The organism is Parabacteroides sp. AF17-28 (genome assembly GCF_003479205.1).
Classification (GTDB): Bacteria; Bacteroidota; Bacteroidia; order Bacteroidales; family Tannerellaceae; genus Parabacteroides; species Parabacteroides acidifaciens.
The window spans coordinates 360-21,630 of sequence record NZ_QUGV01000043.1; the positions used below are offsets into that span (position 1 = coordinate 360).

Genomic DNA, 21,271 nt, shown 5'->3' on the forward strand with positions numbered 1-21,271 from the left:
AAAAACAATCTATTTTTATAAATATTGAATTTTCGGGGTTTTTAGACCGTAAATGCAGGTATATTATCAGCTTTTACCAAAATACAGATGTGACAACTTCGCTTTCGTATCAACTTCCAAGCCTGTACAAGCCTATTATAGTAGCGATAGATATTCCAAGAAAGTGAATGAAGTTCCCCCCAAGAAATATCGGGTGAGCCGTTTCGTTCCCCCAGTATATTCTCTCACCCGATAGTTTTGAACCTTCTGCAAACCCGAAGATTACAATAACCCCCTGTTTCGGGCGTTTTTCTATTTCGTCCGAAATTTTGATCCATTTTGGATTGACTCTTTTCACGGTTTTAGGCTGATCGGATGACAATAGAAAAAATGAGGTGCGCAGTCCGTCTCGGAAGACGTACAATTTGATTACCGAAAGGCGGAAACGCCTACAAAGTGATAAACCTTAACTCCCGGAGAATCGAATATTTGAAAATAAAACGGACGGCGTTCCAAATATCGCAAGGAAATTCAGGTGCTTTTTTGCCCTAAAGACGGTCCTCTTTCCAATTACGACCGTCCAAATCGCCATTACGACCGTGCTAATCTTCGCGAGGTGCCGAGTGCACTACACATTAGCACGGTCGTAATGGCAAAGAGGACGGTCGTAATTGTTGAAAACGCTCGGAAAAGTCGAAAAAGCGGATTAACATTTGTTTGGTTTCGGATGCCTTTCGAGCCTGAAAAATGCGTTTTATACAATAAGCCCCCTACGGTATTGGCGTCGGATCCGACTATTTCTATCACGGGTAGAACCATACCATGCTCGTCTCCCGCTTGCTGTACGGGTATGATTGCTTTCTTATAGGCATATTTAATCCTGTGAATGAAAAGTGTGACGTTTGCCGGATAAACAAAAGAACCTTATCTTTGTAAGATTTAAGTAAAAGATATGTCCGAAGGTCGCCAGCTAATAGTTACAATCAATAATCATCCCGTTTTCGGGGCGCTCCTTGTCCCGTATCTGGCGAAAGAGGTTTCGCCGGGTGTGCTCGAGGCGGAAGAAAAAGCAACTTTCACGCAGGAAAGCAGCCTCTCTGCGGCGGAGAAAAAGATCATTTCCCTGGCCCAGTGTTACGAGGAAAAGAATCTGATGAAGATCTATTCGAAGGAACGCACGATCAATGCTTTCCTGGCGAAATTATCCGATCCTTCCCGGATGGCTCCGGTGCGGACTTATATCGACCGGAAGCAACGGGAAATTATCGAATTGCTCCGGGCGTCGGTCATTCCTTTGTATATAAGGGAAACAGCCACAAAACTCCTCTACGAGCATCACCGGGTCTTTGTGTCCGACAGCCTCGCAGAGGCCTTTTTCCGGTTTGAGCTGGATGAGCGGGTGTTCCGCTATTCCGTCAATTGCGAAATGGAGGACCGCCTGGTCACTTTGCAGAAAAAGAAACCGGTTCTTGTCTTATGCTCCCGCCCGGCTATCCTGGTTTTGGGGCGCGATCTGCTTGTTTTCAAACGGATCGAGATGCCGCGATTGAACCCTTTTCTGGAAAAGACCTTTGTGGAAGTGCCGGCTTCCGAAACCCGCAGGTATTTGGAGAAAATCGTATTGCCGACGATGGTGCGCTATCCGGTGAGTGCTTCGGGGTTCGATATGGTGGTGGAGTATCGCCCGTGTGTGGCCGAGCTGTCGGTGACACCTTCCGTTCTGGACCGCCCGCTTTTGCAACTGCGTTTCTGTTATGGCGATAAATATTTTTCTCCGGGGGAAGAGATGCAACGTTGTTATCCCCGCCTGGAAGAAGAAGAGGGGAAGCCGGTTATCCGTTATTTTAAGCGGAACCGGCATAAAGAGCAGGACTGTGTCGACCGGCTGTCCGGTTATGGTTTTATGCAGGTCGGAGATATGCAGTTTGCCGCTTCCGGTTGTGTTTCGGAGTATGCGCTTGTCGAATGGCTCCATGAACACAGAGAAGAGCTGGAGTCTCATTTTGCATTGGACATTTCCGGTTCGGGCAATATCTATTATGTGGGAGATATCCTTTTGAAACAAGATATAGCGGATATGCCCGACTGGTTCGAGATACGCATAACCGTGCAGATCGGGGAGTTTACTTTTCCGTTTGTCCGTTTCCGGAAACATATTATGGAAGGAGACCGTTTGTTTAAATTGCCTGACGGGAAAATAGCCTTGTTGCCGGAAGAGTGGTTTGAGAAATACGGCGATCTTTTCAGCTTTAGCAGCGAACAGGAAGAGAAGCTGCGTGTCCGGAAGATGCATCTCGGACTGGTTGACGGCTTACGGGAAAATACCGGTCCGGCTGTTTCGCGGGAATATGTGAAAAGAGAAGATATTCCGGTCCCGCCGCGTATCCGCGCCGCGCTCCGCCCTTATCAGCGGGAAGGTTTTACATGGATGGCTCATTTGGCGGCGAATGGTTTTGGCGGTTGCCTGGCAGACGATATGGGATTGGGCAAGACTTTACAGACGATCACTTTGCTGCAACATCTGTATGATCCGTCGGCCCCTGAAGTGCGCCAAGTGGAGAAAACAGCGCTTCCCCCGGTTTCCATAGCTGATAAATTCGGGCAGTTTTCCCTTTTTGGGGATGAGGGAGATGCGATGCAGTCTGATTTTATAGTCCGTACGGCTGTGCCGGAAAAAGTACAGGCTTCGTTGGTTGTGGTGCCTGCCTCCCTGCTTCCGAACTGGAAGAGGGAGATACAGCGCTTTAGCTCGTTGCGGGTGTATGAGTATGCCGGTGAGCAGCGGAGCCGGGAGCCGTGGAAGAAGTTCGACCGCTATCCGGTTGTGCTGACGACCTACGGCCTTTTGCGGCGGGATATTGAATTGCTTGAAAATTATACCTTTAAATATGTGATACTGGATGAAAGCCAGAACATCAAGAACCCCGATTCGGTGTCTTATCATGCCGTTATCCGCCTGAAATGCGATAACCGGCTGGTGCTGACCGGTACTCCGATCGAAAATTCGCTGAAGGACTTGTGGGCGCAGTTCAACTTCATTAATCCCGGGCTATTGGGAACATTGGCTGATTTTAGGAACCGTTTTGTCAACCCGATCGTAAAAGAAGGCAACGAGCGTGCGCGGCAGCGGTTGCAACAGCTGATATCTCCGTTTTTCCTGCGCCGCACTAAAGAGCAGGTTGCTCCCGAGTTGCCTGCATTGATGGAAGAGGTGGTCTATTGCGATATGCCGGAAGAGCAGCAGGAACTTTATAAGAAAGAGAAAAACACCTTGCGTAATTCCTTGCTTGAGGAATGGCATAAAAACAAGATTATTGCCCTGAATGGTATCACCCGCCTTCGCCAGCTTGCCAACCATCCCGGTATGATCCTGCCGGAATACACCGGAAGTTCCGGGAAGATGGAGCAGGTATTGGAGGCTTATGAAACGTTGTTGAGCGAGGGGCATAAGGTCTTGATATTCTCATCGTTTGTCACGCATCTGAAATTGTTTGCCGCCGAGTTTGAGGCACGTGGCTGGAAATATGCCCTGCTGACCGGAAGCACTGTCGACCGGGAAAGTGAGATTGCCCGTTTCTCCCGCGACCGCGAAGTTTCCGCTTTCTTCATTTCCCTGAAAGCCGGTGGTGTGGGACTTAACCTGACGGAGGCCGATTATGTATTCATCCTGGACCCCTGGTGGAACCCGGCAGCCGAAATGCAGGCCGAAAGCCGTGCACATCGTATCGGACAGCAGAAACAAGTGTTCGTCTACCGTTTCATCACATCCGGCACGATAGAAGAGAAAATCCGTCAGCTCCAAGAACGCAAAAGCGCCCTGTCCGACCGCTTCATCACCGAAAACGACCCGTTGGAACAGTTGACGGACGAGGAGTGGAAGGAGTTGATATAGGAAAAAGTATGAAACAATATTATCTGGATATAATGTAAATATCACTATCTTTGCGTATATCATCGCATGATATAGTGAAGGAGATACGAGAAGATTATTTTATCCAGTTTGTGCAAATAATATGAAAAAGCTACTACTTTTCTTGTGTTTTTTATTTATTCGCCAGGCCATCTATCCGGTCTATTTTAAGCATCTCGGCATGAGTGACGGCTTGTCGCAGGTTTCCGTTATGTCTATTTATCAGGATCAGTTGGGGCGAATGTGGTTTGGAACACGTGAGGGTGTTAGCATCTATGACGGGGAGCGGATGCGGGTGTATAAAGGTTGGGAGAATTTAGATCCGGAAAGCTCTATAAATGTTTTGCTTGGACACGAATGCGATCATCTTGTAGGTAACAGGCAGGGGGATATATTCTTTAGGGCATGTGATTCTTTGGTAAGATATGATATCCGGGAAGAGAAGTTTTATGTGGTTGGGAGTTATAAAGCCAAAACAGTAACTTCTTCAGACGGGGATGTATGGACAGGCTATGAAAATATGATATGCCGATATGATGACAAAGGAGATAGCTTACAGCTTTGCATAAAAGAAAATATTCCGGATATTTCCTGTCTCCAGATTGCAAAAAAGAAGATTTGGATAGGCACGTATGAAGGATTATATGTAATTGAGGAGGGGAAAAAGGTTCGTTGCCTGATAGATGGACCGGAGTTCTATCGTTTATTTGAAAGTTCTACGGGAGAGATATGGGCCGGTTGCCGTACCGGAGGGCTGTATAGGATAACACCGGATGAGAAAATAACTTGGTATTCGGATACAAATCCGGCGCCTTATCATGTGGAGAGCAGCCAGATAAGGGGTTTTGCCGAAGACCGGTTTGGCAATATCTGGTTCGGAACGTTCATGGGATTGCATAAATATAATCCCTATACGGATCAGTTTACAGTATATCAACGGGACCATTTGCCGGGTAGTTTGTCACATTCTTCCGTATTTTCAGTCTTTATAGATGCGCAGGAGACAATATGGGTGGGCACTTATTATGGAGGTGTAAACTATTTCAACCCGGAGAGGGAAATATTTGCTCATTATACAGATAATCCTTTACGGAAAGAATGCCTGAATTATTCATTTGTCGGGCATTTAGCTGAAGATAAAGATGGAAATATCTGGATATGTACGGAAGGGGGAGGCCTGAATTTTATGGATCGTAAAACACGGACTTTCAAATATTTCACAGCCGGTCATCCTAATTCCGTATTACAGAATAATTTGAAAAGTATTGCATACGATGAAAAGCGGCACAGGCTGTATATCGGGACACATCATGGAGGGCTTTCCAGATATGATATAAGAACCGGTCTTTTTCATAATTACCTGAATGATTATGAAGAAGGAGATATGAAACCGGACGGCATTATTTTCCATACGATGATTCATAACGATAAACTGTATGTAAGTGCGATGAACGGGACGTTTGTGATGGATCTCGATACGGATAAATTCAAATGGTTATGCAGGAATGCCCAAAGTTTTACAATTGATAAAGAAGAAAATATATGGATTCTGATTGGTACGTCACTTATCCGCATGGAGCTGGCAAATCCTGATAATCAGAAAAATTATGCTCTCCCTCGATATGGTATCCAGTTTGAGCCCAAACGGATTATAACAACCCATGATGGAAATATCTATTGTGTTGTTTTGGGAGGCGGTTTATACCGGTACGACAAACAGGCTGATTCGTTTATCCATTATTCGCAAGGAAGTGGACATCTATTGAGCAATTATTGTTACAATGTTGCAGAAACAAATTCCGGAGAACTTTTGGTTACCAGTGATAAAGGGGTTACATTTCTGAATCCTTCCAACGGGAAGGCAAGGTTTGCCACATTGGGGGCAAACCTGCCTATCACTTCTATTGCGGATGGATGTGGTATTTTGGTGTGCCGGAATAATGAACTGTTTGTTGGAGGCAATGACGGGCTTACTTCTTTTTACCAGGAAGATTTGGATAAGAAAGAAAAAAATTATTCTTTATATTTTTCAGAACTGTATATTCATAATAAAAGAATATATCCGGGGGCGGTTTCGGGCGACATCCTGAAAGAGGCATTTCCGTTTAGTGAGTCTATTCATCTGAATCATGGGCAAAACAACTTGATTATAAATTTTGCTACTACAAACTATATTGATATTCAGAAGAATAATGATTATCAGTATAAATTGATCGGATTTGATAAAGATTGGGTTTCTTCTTCGTCTTCAAGTATTTATTATACGAATTTGGACCCTGGAAAATATACGTTACAGGTTCGTGAAAAAAATCTGTCTCAACATTTGATGAACAGGCGTGAAATATCTTTAGATATCCGGATTGCCCAGCCTTGGTATAATACGGGGTGGGCATGGGCTTTGTATGTCCTGACAACTTTTACAATTACTTATTTGACTGTACGAACTGTAAATGCACGGCGGAAGTTGGCTTTATCTCTTCAAAAAGAAAGGGAGGAAAAAGAACGTAATGAAGAACTGAATCAGGCGAAATTGCGTTTCTTTACCAACATCAGCCATGAATTCAGGACTCCGCTTACGCTTATTATCAGTCAGATAGATATGCTTTTCCAAAGTTCTTCACTCCCTCCGACTTTGTATAACCGGATTATCAAAATCAGTAAAAATGCAAACCGGATGCGGAATATGATTTCCGAACTGTTGGAGTTCCGGAAGTTGGAGCAGAACTATGTTTCGTTGCATGTATGTGAACAGAACCTGATTCCTTTCTTGAAGGATATTTATCTGTCTTATTGTGAATTGTCTGCTCAACAGACAATTACATTTAATTTCAACACAGAAGAGGATGACATTCTGTTATGGTTTGATTCGAATCAATTGCAGAAAGTGTTTTATAATCTTTTATCCAATGCTTTTAAATATACGAAACCCGGAGGAGTTGTTGAACTGTATATCTCTTCAAATGATAATGATGTTAAGATTAAAGTGATCGATACGGGTATCGGTCTTTCGGCTGAGGATGTGTCTCATATTTTTGATCGTTTCTATCAGGCGGAAAACGGAAAGCAGCTTTCCAATTCCAATCCGGGTACTGGACTCGGACTGGCATTAAGCAAAAATATAGTCAATCTTCATCATGGAGATATTACGGTGCAAAGTCAATTAGGGTATGGAACGATTTTTACAATTACGTTATTAAAGGGAAGATCGCATTTTGAAAATGATAAAAGCACGATTCTTTTGGAAAGTGTGGAGGAGCCTGTGATAAAGGGAGAATCATTGCCGGACTCTATTTCTCCGGAAGAATATGAAGAAATAAACAATGCTTTCCCTGACTTGAAGTCTGGTTCTTATAAGGTTTTGATCGTTGAAGATAATGAGGAGTTGTTACAGATATTAAATACATTGTTTATTCCGTTTTATCAGGTAATATTAGCCCGGAACGGGAAAGAAGGGTTGCAGATGGCAAATGAAGAAAAGCCGGACCTGGTGGTCAGTGACGTTATGATGCCCCTGATGAGCGGTATGGAGATGTGTATGAAGATCAAGAATAATATCGATCTCTGCCATATTCCTGTTGTCTTGTTGACCGCTCTTGATTCGGTCGAGTATAATATAGAAGGGCTTCAGCAGGGGGCGGATGATTATATCAGTAAGCCTTTCCACGCAAAAGTTTTATTGATGCGTTGTAATAACTTGATCCGGAACCGTCTGTTGCTGAAATCCAGATTGACCAAGCAGGTCGATTTTGATGTACAGTTGTTGGCTTCCACTTCCTTGGATCAAGAGCTATTGAACCATCTCGTTGAGGTTGTTGATAAATGTATGGGAGAACCGGATTTTGATGTAAATGTTCTTGCCAGGGAGTTGAATATGGGGCGGAGTTCTTTCTTTACAAAAATCAAGAACCTTACCGGCATGACGCCAAGTGAGTTTATACAAAATCAACGTATTAAACGTGCGGCAACTTTGTTGCGGGAACGGCCGGATATGTTGGTAAGCGAAATCTCGGATCAACTTGGATTTGTCTCTACCGTATATTTCAGCCGTTGCTTTAAAGCGAAATTCGGAATTTCACCTGCCCAATTCCGGAAAAAAGACAGTTAAGAATAGGTGTTATTCGCTAAGCGTTTATATTCAAACAGTTAATTCTTCTATTTGGACTGTGTGTGCATAAGAAACGGACGCTCTGTATAGGTCCGCTTTTTTATGTCCCGCTACATTTGCCTCCAGAGATTAGCAAAATTTATTAATCTAAATCTACTATTTATGATGAATGATTTAAACATTCCTTTCTTTAGGAAAATGATGTTTGCAGGAGTAGCCACACTATTCTTGTCAACAGGAGTTACCCAGGCCAATCCGGTTAGTGCCGGGGAGGGTACAGCGGAAAAACACGTGATGACGTCATCTCAGCAATCGAAAGTGACAATTACGGGAACAGTTAAAGACGTACTCGGTCCGGTAATCGGGGCGAATGTTGTGGAAAAGGGGACTACAAACGGAACGGTTACGGATATGGAAGGCCGTTTCTCTTTGCAGGTATCTCCGGATGCCATATTGACCATTTCCTATATTGGTTATGTGGATCAAACGATACCGGTGAATGGCAAGAGTGTGGTCTCGGTTTTGTTAAAAGAAGATTTCCAAGCATTGGACGAGGTGGTTGTCGTTGGATACGGAACGCAGAAAAAGGTGAATATGACCGGTTCGGTCGCTTCAGTAGACATGAGCAAAATGGTGGATAGCCGTCCGATCACATCTCTTTCTGCCGGGCTTGCCGGTATGGCGGCGGGTGTTTCTGTCACAGCCGGCAGTGGAGGTCGGCCGGGTAATGATGGTGCGACGATCCGTGTACGCGGCCAGGGAACACTGAATGATTCCAATCCGTTGGTGATCATCGACGGAGTGGAAGCCAGCATGAACAACATCAACCCGCTGGATGTTGAAAGCATCTCGGTATTGAAAGATGCGGCTTCGTCAGCCATTTATGGATCCCGTGCCGCTAACGGTGTTATTTTGATCACTACCCGTAAGGGAAAATCAGGTGAAGCAAAAATATCTTATAACGGCTACGTCACCATGCAGAAAGTGGCGCACCGTATCGACTTGGTCTCCAATTATGCCGATTATATGGAACTGTATAACGAAGGACAACTCAATAGTGACCTTCCCGCTATTTTCAGCCAAGAGAAAATCGACGAGTGGCGGGCTGCCGGTGACAGCGATCCTGTCAAATATCCGAACTCCGACTGGCAGGATGCTCTTTTCCAGACCGGATGGATGCAAAACCATACGATCAATATCAATGGAGGTTCTGACAAGATCCATTATTATATTTCCGGCAATTATATGAACAACCCGGGTGTCATGGAAAATTCCGGGTACGAACGTTACAGTGCCCGTGTCAATTTGGATGCAGAAGTCAAAGATTGGTTCACGATCGGTGTCAATGCCTATGGGATTCGGGGAAAAGAAGAGTTAGGGCTGTTGAAGACCGAATCGAATGATAATTTCTATACTTATATGCAAGCCACTACGCCAGGTATTTGTTATCAAGCGCCTGATGGCCGGTATGGTGGTGTAAATAATCCGGAAGATGACCCGCAGAGTAGTTCCAACAATGTCTTGAAGATGTTGAACGACGTCAAAGGAAACCGTACAACCAATAATATCGTTTCCCGCTTTTATGCTCAGTTGAGGCCGTTGAAGGGGCTGACGATCGAGGGGTCTTATACCTACGCTTTTTCCGACCAGTTCCTGTATCAACAGCCTGTCTTCCATGATCTGTGGAATTTGTATGACAATACGCTACAGATTGCCGGAACCGGAGTTACGAAGGTAATCAACCGTAATAATAAGACTGTTCGCAACAACATGGACGGATTGATTAAATATGAAACCAGTATCAACCGGCTGAATATCCAAGCGACAGTTGGTGCCAGCCAGGAATCCTACCGTAATAATTGGTTTGAAGCTTCCAGAGAAAAGTTGACCTCTTCGGAATTAACGGAGTTAAATGCCGCCACTGCCAACGCTACGGCAACAGGAACCTACTCCGATTGGTCTATGCGTTCATTCTTCGGGCGAATCAATCTGAACTGGAATGAGAAATATCTGTTGGAAGCCAATCTTCGTGCTGATGCCTCTTCCCGTTTTGCAAAGAAGTACCGTTGGGGCTATTTCCCCTCTTTTTCGTTAGGTTGGCGCATGGAACAGGAAGCTTTCATGAAAGATATTTCATGGCTTAACCAGTTAAAACTCCGTGCTTCGTATGGTTCTTTGGGAAACAATGCTGTGGGTAATTATGACTACCAGATGTATTACCAAGCATCTAATTATGTTCTGAATGACGCTTTGCAGATCGGTATGGCACAACGCGCGCTTTCGAATGCAGCATTGACTTGGGAAACTTCTTATATCACGAATTTTGGTGTGGATTTCGCTTTATTCTCTAAATTGAGCGGGACCGTCGATGCTTTTGTCAAAAAGACCAAAGGGATTCTGATCGAATTGCCGGCGCCATTGGTACATGGTAATGCCACCGTTCCCAAATCCAACGCGGCCGAAGTCCGTAACCGGGGTGTTGAACTAAGTTTGAATTGGAATGATAAAGTTGGAGCTGTCAATTACTTCATCGGAGGAAATTTCTCATACGTCAAAAACAAAGTGACGAAATTTAAAGGAGAAGAAATGGCTCTTAATGGTACCAATATGATTCTTGAAGGAGAGCCGATCAATGTACAATATGTGCTTTCTGTAGACCGGATCGTCCAAACGAAAGAAGATATGGCAATCGTGGAAGCTATGGAAGCCAACAATCCGGATGCTTTTAAACAATACAAGAAGCCGGAATATGGAGATTTTCTATATAAAGACATCGACGGGGATGGATGTATCACGGATGACGATAAGATCAAAGTCGGAAACGGTACTAACCCGACGTTCACTTTCGGCTTTAATTTCGGTGCTAACTGGAAAGGGTGGGATTTCACTTGTATCTTGCAAGGTGCTACCGGATTGAAAACCTACTGGAGCGGATTGGACGGTGCCAGCTATTGGCCGCAGGTACGCCGGGGTAACCAGATCAACAAGACTATTGCAGACGGACGCTGGTATCCGGGCCGTACGGATGCAACCTATCCGCGCCTCCTGAACTATACGGACGGCCGGAATCGCGTGGCAAGCGATTTCTGGATACAGGATAAGTCTTATTTGAGGGTGAAGAACGTTCAGTTGGGATATACGGTGCCGAAACGCCTCTCTCAAAAGCTCCTGATTGAGAACTTCCGTTTATATGTCAGCATCGACAATGCCTTAACCTTTACAGGATATAAGGGATTGGATCCTGAAGTGTCGGGAACGAAATATCCGACTATGCGATTAACGACATTTGGTTTGAACCTTACATTTTAATTAGTTGAAGACATGAAAAAGATTATAATATATTTGACTGCAACACTTTTCTCCGTTATTACATTCACCGGTTGCTATGATTTGGAGACCTATCCGGGAGATAAGGTTAACGAAGGGACATTCTATAAAACCGATGAACATGCCCACCAGGGGTTGATGGGTATCTACGGCATGTTGCGCCTGAACGAGGCATATGGCTACCAGTTCTGTTTCGACCATTTGGGAGATATAGCCTACGGATATAACTATTATATGATGTATTTGGCGACCTATACTGACCGTGACGGAACGATTCAGGCTCATTGGCAAACCTATTATGACGGCATACATCGTGCCAACACCTTTATCCGTTCGGTAAGGGGAATGAACGGCATTATCTCCGAAGAACAGATCAATGTGTACGTGGCGGAAGCCAAGTTTCTCCGTGCGGTGTTCTATTTCACCTTAACCGACCTTTTCGGTGGTGTACCTTATTATGACGAGTCGACCAACGTCAATGAAGAGTTTATGAACTTGAAGAGGCCGAGAAGTAGTCTTGAAGAGGTACGTGCCCATATTCTGGAGGACCTGGATGAGGCGATCAAGTATCTTCCCGTCAATCATGCTGCCAGCGAATATGGGCGTGCCACCAAAGGTGCTGCCTACGCCCTGCGTGGTAAGGTGCATCTTTATGACAAGGAGTGGCAATCAGCTATCAACGATTTCGAGGAGATCGTCTATAACAAATCCGATAATTATGGGTATGCCCTCGATGACGATTATGCCCGTGTCTTCAAACTTTATAACGGAGCGAAAAGCCCGGAAACAGTCTTTTCAATCCAGAACAAGAGTGGTGTCGGTACGGAGTATGGTATGCAGATACAGGCCTTGATGGGTTGTCGTAGTGCTTACGGAAGTTGTTGGAATAATACGGTTCCCTCTACGCAATTGGTGGATATGTATGAATTCAAGGATGGCCGTCCATTCGATTGGGACGAGGTCTTCCCCGGCTATAACACTATGACACCCGATGAGCGCAAAGATCTTCTCAGCGTTGAGATGGATGGATCAGGGACTGTCGTAGGTATTCGTGAGGCAGATACCGCTAAGATACTGAGCGCTTATACTTGCCGCGATCCACGTCTGATGGCTACCGTGATCGTCCCTTATTCCCACTATATGGGAAACATTGGCCGGACAACCAATGTCGATCTGATCTTTGCCCTGGATCACAATCTGTCGGGGAATGCTAATGGTGGTACACTTCAGAACAATGCAGGTTGGGTCTCTTATCTCTATCGGAAATTCGTGACTGAAGGAGACCAGGGCGGTGCGATCAGTAATCGTCTGCATACGCCGTTCGCTTTCCCCTTGATCCGTTTTGCCGATGTCCTCTTGATGCTTTCGGAGGCCTATAATGAGGCGGGGCAGTTGGACAAAGCTGTGACCGAATTCAATAAAGTCCGTGCCCGTGTCGATATGCCGGGTTTGAACTCCGGTCCCGCGTGGATGGCTGTCAGTAACAAGGAGCAGATGGCTGAACGAATCCGCAAAGAACGCGCTGTAGAGTTTGCCGGAGAAGGACTTCGCTTCAGCGACTTGCGCCGTTGGGGATATGAGGTTGCCCGCAAAGCGCTTGATAATGTCGATGCCGTCAATATTTATGGTGAACTGATTTATACTCATCTATTTACTGAACGTGATATGCTTTGGCCTATACCAGGTGTAGAACGGGAACGGAATGAGGCGTTGACACAAAATCCGGGGTGGTAAGTTTCTTGAATCCCTTTAACTTATGTGTTTATGAGATTGATTAATTTATTGGGTTTATTTTCCCTTTTGTTCTTTTCTGCGGTGGAGGGGCAGAATCATTCTGTCCGGCAACTTGAAAAGGGGTTGCGCCAACATCCGAGGCTGCTTTTCTGCCAGCAGGAAGAACAGAAGGTCCGGGATTTGTTAGGCATGGAACCTCTATTAGACAGCTTATACGTTAGTTTGATGAAAGAGGCGGAGCGTTTATTGACAGTCCCTCTCCAGGAAGATCCCCGAGAGAAAATAAAAAATACGAAAGACATATTGTCTATCAGCCGTGAACAGGTCTATCGAATGGTTAACCTGTCTTTGGCTTACAGGCTTAGTGGTGACAAACGGTTTGCTGAAAAAGCAGAGAAAGAGTTGATCAATGTTTGCAATTATAAGGACTGGGATCCTGTTCACTATCTGGATGTGGCGGAAATGACAACGGCAGTTGCCATCGGTTACGACTGGCTATATGATGTGCTGACTCCTTCGACCAGGCAGTTAGTAGTCCATTCGATTAAAACAAAAGCGTTAGACATTGTTGTAGAAGAATATAAAACCGGGAATGCTGATTCTTGGGCGAAGCGAGAAACGAACTGGAATGTCGTATGCAATACCGGAATGGTATTAGGCGCTTTGGCTATTGAAGAACAGGAACCGGAACTGGCCAGGCATATCATCGGAGAGGCGGTAAAGTACGTTCCGAACTGCCTGAAGCATTTCGCACCGGATGGTGTTTGCTACGAGGGGCCTGCCTATTGGGGATATACGAACATGTATTTGTCCCTTTTGCTGAAAGCCTTGAATGATAATTTTGGAGAGGATTTCGGCTTGTCGGAAATGGAGGGAGTGGATAAAAGTGTCTTGTATTATATGCATAGTACGAGTCCTTCCGGTAAGATATTCAATTTTGCCAATTCCGGTAGTACGGCCCCGGCGGCAGAACCTATCTACTTTTATTTCAGTCAGGCTTTTAATCAGCCGGAAGCGGCGGCTTTTTATCGGAATGTCTTGTCGAAGACGGTACAAGGAGGAAATTATTTCAGATTTTATTTCCTTTCCATTCCCTGGTATGATACAGCCTCTTCGTCTGCAGATGTATTACCGAAGCTGAAAGTTTATAGAGGTATTAATGATATTGTCGTGTTCAACGGAGACCGGAATACGCCTAACAGCTTGTATCTGATCGCCAAGACCGGAGATCCCGATATGGCGCACCAGCAATTGGATATCGGTACTTTTATTGTGGAGACAAATGGGATCAGGTGGACGGACGATCTGGGGACCGATAATTATAGTTTACCCGGATTCTGGGATTATAAGCCGGACGGACAGCGTTGGAGCTATTTCAGAAATTCGAATTTCAGCCACAATACGTTGTCGATCGACTATAAGTTGCAAAACTCCGCCGGGATCGGCGAAATCAAAGAGCAGGACGATAAGGTAAACCAACCTTTTGTCACAATGGATATGAGCACTGCTTATGGCGGACAGAGCCGTTTTGTCTACCGGACATTCCGTATGCTCGATGATACTCGCATATTGGTTACGGACAGTGTTGGACTGGAGCGTCCGTCGCAATCTGTGCAATGGTCTGCGATTACTTCGGCGGATGTTGAATGTCAGGGGAATACGGCGATTCTCCGGAAAGACGGTAAATCTTTTTTCTTAAAGATCATTTCTCCTGCCAATGCTTCTTTTATGGCTAAAAGGGCCAAAAGAGATACGGAAGCAGAGAAACCGATAGAGGGATATACGGTTTTGTCGGCATCGGTATCGGGTAGCCCTATACAGGTAATCAAAGTTCTTCTGTCAGGAGAATAGAAGTGTAATTACATTAAAATAAAGAATATAAATATGTTGAAAACAAAGTATTTAATGGGTATGGCACTCAGTGTTACGTTGATTTCCTGTGGAGGGACAGGATGTGGATTTGTAGATGAGAATGTCGAATTTGCCCGTAAACAGATAGGAAAAGAAATCGAACTGATCGAAGCAAGCGGCAAGTTTATGAATCCGACTACGCTAAACCCTGATGGTTCCGTTTATTATTGTAATCTGGCGGACTGGCGTAGCGGTTTCTTTCCTGGCTCGGTTTGGTATTTATATGAACTGACAGGAGACAAGAGTTTATTGCCGATTGCTCAAAAGTACACGAAAGCGGTGGAAGAAGCCAAAAACATCAAATGGAATCATGATGTCGGCTTTATGATCTATTGCAGTTTTGGGAACGGTTTACGTTTGACGGGCGATCCGGACTACAAAGAGGTGATTGTTGAGGCGGCCCGTTCTTTGTCAACCCGCTTCCGGCCGGTAGCAGGGATTATCCAGTCGTGGAATGTGGATAGAGGATGGATTTCCGAACGGGGTTGGGAATGTCCGGTGATCATCGATAACATGATGAATCTGGAACTGTTGTTTGCCGCAACACGGCTATCCGGCGACTCGACTTTCTATAAAGTTGCCGTTTCTCATGCCGACCGGACGATGAAGGAACAGTATCGTCCGGATGGCAGTTGTTATCATGTGGTGGATTACAGTATGGAAGACGGTTCCGTGCGCAACCGCCATACGGCACAGGGATATGCGCATGAATCGGCTTGGAGTCGTGGGCAGGCTTGGGGGATTTACGGTCTGACACTTTGCTACCGGGAAACAGGTGACCGGAAATATCTTGATCTGGCTTTAAAAGCGATCCGCTTCATGTTTAATCATAAGAATACGCCGGAAGACCTTGTTTTCTATTGGGATATGGATGCCCCTGATATACCGGACGATTACCGGGATGCTTCGGCTGCCGCTTGTATCGCTTCTGCTTTGTATGAAATCAGTACAATGGATGTGCCCGATCCGCAGACCTATAAGACGTATGCCGACCGGATTATGAAAAGCCTCGCTTCTCCGGCTTACCGGGCTAAATTGGGTACGAACGGGAATTTCCTGTTGATGCATTGTGTTGGAAGTATTCCGCATAATGGAGAAATAGATGTTCCATTGAATTATGCCGACTATTACTTCCTGGAGGCTTTGAAGCGGAAACGGGATATCGAACAAAAGGCGTTCTGAGCCATCTTTTAATTACATCTGCAAAAACGGTTTGCCCTGCAAGTGTAGGTAGGTCCGTATGGAATGGAATTTCTCCTATTTTATTATTTCAGCAATATTTTGTATATTTACAGCCTATTATGGCTTATAAGCGATTGCTATAAGGCCCCGGGATGATGCAATGAATTTGGATAGATATATATGAGACCAGAAGATATTACTGAACAGGACGAAAGCGAAGAAATAAAAGATACGGAAGGACAACCGGCTGCTGAAGGAAATACCGATGAAACGGTGGAGGCGGAGGCAAGTCAGGAAACACATTCGGAATATAAGATACCGGGAAAGTCGGAAAGCCGCGTATCTTATCATTTATCAGGCATGTATCAGGATTGGTTCCTCGATTATGCCTCCTATGTGATCCTGGAACGTGCCGTTCCGCATATCAATGACGGATTGAAACCCGTTCAGCGACGAATCCTGCATTCCATGAAACGTTTGGACGACGGACGTTACAACAAGGTAGCGAATATCGTCGGACACACCATGCAGTTCCACCCGCATGGCGATGCCTCCATTGGCGATGCATTGGTGCAGCTTGGACAAAAGGATCTCTTGATCGACTGCCAGGGAAACTGGGGTAATATTCTCACCGGTGACGGTGCGGCCGCTCCCCGTTACATCGAGGCACGTTTGTCGAAGTTTGCACTCGAAACGGTCTTTAATCCGAAAACAACCCTCTGGCAGCTTTCTTACGACGGACGAAACAGGGAGCCGGTGACGCTTCCGGTCAAGTTCCCGCTGCTGCTGGCACAGGGTGTGGAAGGTATTGCTGTCGGTCTTTCTTCCAAAATATTACCGCATAACTTCAACGAATTGCTGGACGCTTCCATCGCTTACCTGCGGGGGGAAGAGTTTACGTTATATCCCGATTTCCAAACCGGCGGTTACATAGATGTAACGAAATACAACGACGGCGAACGGGGCGGCTCCGTAAAAGTGCGTGCCAAGATTACGAAGTTAGACAACAAGACGCTTGTTATCAGTGAAATCCCTTATGGAAAAACAACGTCTACCCTGATTGAATCTATCCTGAAAGCGAACGATAAGGGAAAGATCAAGATCAAGAAGGTGGACGATAATACGGCCCGCAATGTAGAAATCCTGGTGCATCTCGCTCCGGGCGTGTCATCCGATAAGACGATCGATGCCCTGTACGCCTTTACGGACTGTGAGATCAGTATTTCGCCTAACTGCTGTGTCATCATGGACAACAAGCCGCACTTCCTCACGGTAAGCGACGTGCTGAAACATTCGACGGACGACACGCTGCATCTGCTTCGTACCGAACTGGAAATCCAGAAAGGCGAACTGGAAGAATCGCTCTTCTTCGCCTCCCTTGAAAAGATATTCATCGAAGAACGTATCTATAAGGATAAGGAGTTTGAAGAGTCGAAAGATATGGATGAGGCAGTCGCCCACATCGACAAACGGCTCGAACCGTTCAAGCCGCAGTTTATCCGCGAGGTGACCCGCGACGATATCCTGAAACTGATGGAGATCAAGATGGGTCGTATCCTGAAGTTCAACACGGACAAATGTAATGCGACCATCGCCCAGTATAAGGAAGAGATTGCGAAGATCGAAGACCGTCTGGCGCATATCGTGGATTATACGGTCGACTGGTTCATGATGCTGAAAGAAAAGTACGGAAAGAACTATCCGCGTATGACCGAAGTGCGCAACTTCGATACGATCGAAGCGACCAAAGTGGTGGAGGCCAACGAGAAACTCTATATCAACCGCGCCGAAGGCTTTATCGGGACAAGTCTCAAGAAAGACGAATATGTCTGCAACTGTTCCGATATCGACGATATCATCCTTTTCTACCGCAACGGGACCTACAAGATCGTGCGGGTGAGCGAAAAGATGTTTATCGGGAAAGACCTGCTCTACCTGAATGTCTTCAAGCGGAATGATAACCGGACGATATACAACGTGATCTATCGCGACGGAATCTACCGAGACGGACAAATCGGTTGCAACTATATCAAGCGTTTTGCCGTAACAGGTGTGACGCGTGACAGGGAATACGATATAACAAAGGGAACGAAAGAGTCCCGTATCCTGTATTTCAGTGCCAATGCCAATGGTGAAGCCGAGACGGTGAAGGTGATCCTGAAACCGAAACCCCGCCAGAGATTGCTGGTGTTCGAAAAGGATTTCAGCGAGGTGGTCATTAAGGGACGCGGCTCGATTGGGAATATCCTGACGAGAGCCGAGATACATAAGATCAGCCTGAAGCAGAAAGGCAGCTCTACGCTGGGTGGCCGTATGGTCTGGTTCGACCGGGATGTGCTGCGGTTGAACTACGACGGAAGAGGCGAGGAACTGGGTGAATTCCAGAGTGACGACCTGATCTTAGTGATTCTTCCGAACGGTGATTTCTATACGACGAACTTCGAGTTAAGCAATCATTACGAGGCTAATATCTTGAATATCGAAAAGTTTGATGCCAACAAAATCTGGACGGCTGCTCTTTACGATGCCGACCAGAAGTACTTCTATCTGAAACGTTTCCAGCTTGAGGCCGGAAGCCGTAAGCAGAATTTCTTAGGTGAAAATCCGAAAAGCCGCCTGGTGTTGCTGACCGACGAGGCCTATCCGCGTATCGAAGTGGTATTCGGCGGACACGACTCTTTCCGTGAACCGCTGGTATTGGATGCGGAAGAGTTTATCGCCGTGAAAGGATTCAAAGCCAAAGGAAAACGCCTCTCGACCTTCGATATCGAGACGATCAACGAACTCGATCCTGTCCGCTTTGCCCCCGTAGCGCAACCGCAGCAGGAAAAGAACGAAGGCGATGATGATACGGATCTTGATCCTGATGCCGATAAAAGCAATTCGGATATCATCGATGAGATTACCGGACAAATGAAACTTTTTGATGAATAGTGTGCGTATGAAAAAGACTGCCTGTCTGATGTTCCTGTTTCTTTGGATGGCTTTGCCTCTCGTGGCGCAGTCGGATGAAGAAGAAGTACCCCGCTCGATCAACGAGAGTACGATGGTTGGTATCGGTGGTTACAATTTGCGGGACACGTACCTTTCACCCAGTACGGACATCAACTATACCGGTTGGGTGGCGCGTATCCTCAACGAACGGATGAAGGTAGTCCGGTTGGCAGATTATAAGATTTCCCGCCAGCAGCTTATCAACGTCGAGTTCGGTTCTACCCGCAATGGTGCGGAGACGGCGAACGAATATGCCGGGTTTGTGGATTACAGCCTCGGCTATCATTACCGCTTTACGAACCTGTTGCCGGGACTGAAGGTGCTGACCGGTGCTTCCGCCCGTCTTTCGGGTGGTTTCATCTATAACACGCGCAACAGCAATAATCCGGTTTCAGGGAAGGGGGACTTTGATCTGAATCTGTCGGCAATGGCGATTTATAACTTTAAGATCAAGGAGTTTCCGCTTACTTTCCGCTATCAGGCGGAGATACCGTTTGCCGGTGTCCTTTTCTCGGTGCACAAAGGCGAACCTTATTATTTCCTGACGCAGGGAGGCTCGGACGGGATCGTACGGTTCAGTTCGTTCCACAATAAGTTTGCGATGAAAAACTATTTCACGCTCGACATACCGGTGTCGAACTTTACGCTCCGCGTCGGCTATCTGAACAGTATGTACCGGACGGATGTGAACAGCATCAAGACGCATGTTCTCTCCAACTCGTTCATGATCGGGTTTGTAAAGGAATTTGTTTCTTTCGGTGGTAAGCGTTTGAAGAGTAATGCACACCGATACAGTAGTGCTTACTATTGAACTGTTTGAATGATGAAGATGAAAACAAGCATTACATATTATCTACTTCTTTTCTGCATCCTGTTTTCAGGATGTGAGGAAGCGACGAAATACAACTCGTCTCCCCGCGACAACTTCGAAGCGCTCTGGCGGATTATGGACGAAAACTACTGCTTTTTTGAGTATAAGAAAGTGGATTGGGACGAGGTGCACGATCGTTACAGCCTGCTTGTCAAGGATACGATGAACCAGTATGAGCTGTTTGATGTCCTCGGCAAGATGTTGGCGGAAGTGAAAGACGGACATACCAACTTGATTTCTTCTTTTGATATGTCCCGCTACTGGGCTTGGTACGAAGATTATCCGGCCAACTACTACAAGGAAATACAAGACAACTATCTCGGTACTGACTACAAGATTGCCGGCGGCATGAAATATAAACGTCTGGCGGACGATCAGATCGGCTATGTCTATTACGGTAGTTTCTCGAGTGGTGTCGGCGAGAATAACCTGGATTATATGTTCATGCATTTCAAGGAATGCAAGGGGTTGATCTTCGATGTGCGTGATAATGGCGGTGGCTCGATGACCTTTTCCGACCGTATCGCTTCCCGTTTCCTGGAAGAAAAGATGCTGACTTGCTATACGCAGTACAAGAAAGGCAACGGGCATAACGATTTCACCGAGCCGAACCCGGTCTATCTGTCTCCTTCAGACCGTCTCCGCTGGCCACGTCCGGTTATTGTCCTGACGAACCGCCATTCTTACAGTGCGACGAACGATTTTGTGAATGTGATGCGCCTCTTGCCGCAGGTTACGATCATGGGTGACCGTACGGGAGGGGGAAGCGGCCTGCCTTTCAGTTCGGAACTGCCGAACGGGTGGAGTGTTCGCTTCTCGGCATGTCCGGTGCTCGATGTCAATAAGCAGCACACGGAGTTCGGCATCGATCCGGATGTCAAAGTCTCAATTACAGGAGAAGACATAATGAAGGGACGTGATACGATCATAGATAGAGCGATCGAACTGTTGTTGGCAAAGGCCGATTCGATAGAAGCGGCTTCAAAAAGTAAAATCTCTTCCGCAGGCCTTGCATATTAGCATATTTTATTTACCTTTGCACTCGCAACGCGCCTGTGGTGTAATTGGTAGCCACGCCAGACTTAGGATCTGGTGTCGAGAGACGTGTAGGTTCGAGTCCTATCAGGCGCACGAAAAAACAAAAAGAGCTTGTTCCGTTGGAGCAGGCTCTTTTTGTTTTATAGGTCCGGCGGCAGTTCATTTCTTGGCTCACCCGATATTTCTTGGGGGGAACTTCATTAACTTTCTTGGAATATCT

Annotated in this window: 9 protein-coding genes and 1 tRNA gene; all 10 read left to right on the forward strand. The window is 46.0% G+C overall.

Annotated elements, in window-relative coordinates; genetic code table 11:
• Positions 1 to 931 precede the first annotated feature (931 nt).
• Positions 932 to 3,871, forward strand: coding sequence for a DEAD/DEAH box helicase (locus DWW90_RS19665; protein WP_122346192.1), 2,940 nt, complete (start codon positions 932 to 934; stop codon positions 3,869 to 3,871).
• A 121-nt stretch (positions 3,872 to 3,992) separates the two neighbouring features.
• On the forward strand, positions 3,993 to 7,994 hold the full coding sequence (locus tag DWW90_RS19670; RefSeq protein WP_122346193.1) for an ATP-binding protein: 4,002 nt from the start codon (positions 3,993 to 3,995) through the stop codon (positions 7,992 to 7,994).
• Between the two features lie 162 nt (positions 7,995 to 8,156).
• Positions 8,157 to 11,303, forward strand: a complete 3,147-nt coding sequence (locus DWW90_RS19675) for a TonB-dependent receptor (protein ID WP_122346194.1) — start codon at positions 8,157 to 8,159, stop codon at positions 11,301 to 11,303.
• 12 nt (positions 11,304 to 11,315) lie between these two features.
• The gene (locus tag DWW90_RS19680) at positions 11,316 to 13,055 is read left to right on the forward strand and encodes a RagB/SusD family nutrient uptake outer membrane protein (protein WP_122346195.1); all 1,740 of its coding nucleotides are present in this window, start codon (positions 11,316 to 11,318) and stop codon (positions 13,053 to 13,055) included.
• A 30-nt stretch (positions 13,056 to 13,085) separates the two neighbouring features.
• Entirely contained in the window at positions 13,086 to 14,906 is a 1,821-nt protein-coding gene (locus DWW90_RS19685; protein ID WP_122346196.1) for a heparinase II/III family protein, read from the forward strand.
• Positions 14,907 to 14,960: 54 nt separating this feature from the next.
• Complete coding sequence (locus DWW90_RS19690; RefSeq protein ID WP_233547838.1) at positions 14,961 to 16,148, forward strand: glycoside hydrolase family 88 protein; 1,188 nt, start codon at positions 14,961 to 14,963, stop codon at positions 16,146 to 16,148.
• A gap of 315 nt (positions 16,149 to 16,463) precedes the next feature.
• The gene (locus DWW90_RS19695) at positions 16,464 to 19,082 is read left to right on the forward strand and encodes a DNA gyrase/topoisomerase IV subunit A (RefSeq protein WP_353890098.1); all 2,619 of its coding nucleotides are present in this window, start codon (positions 16,464 to 16,466) and stop codon (positions 19,080 to 19,082) included.
• A gap of 7 nt (positions 19,083 to 19,089) precedes the next feature.
• Positions 19,090 to 19,953 (forward strand): DUF3316 domain-containing protein, encoded by an 864-nt coding sequence (locus DWW90_RS19700; RefSeq protein WP_115498582.1) that lies wholly within the window; start codon positions 19,090 to 19,092, stop codon positions 19,951 to 19,953.
• Positions 19,954 to 19,971: 18 nt separating this feature from the next.
• On the forward strand, positions 19,972 to 21,033 hold the full coding sequence (locus DWW90_RS19705; RefSeq protein ID WP_115498581.1) for a S41 family peptidase: 1,062 nt from the start codon (positions 19,972 to 19,974) through the stop codon (positions 21,031 to 21,033).
• A 29-nt stretch (positions 21,034 to 21,062) separates the two neighbouring features.
• Positions 21,063 to 21,144 (forward strand) — tRNA-Leu (locus DWW90_RS19710).
• The last annotated feature ends 127 nt before the right edge of the window (positions 21,145 to 21,271 follow it).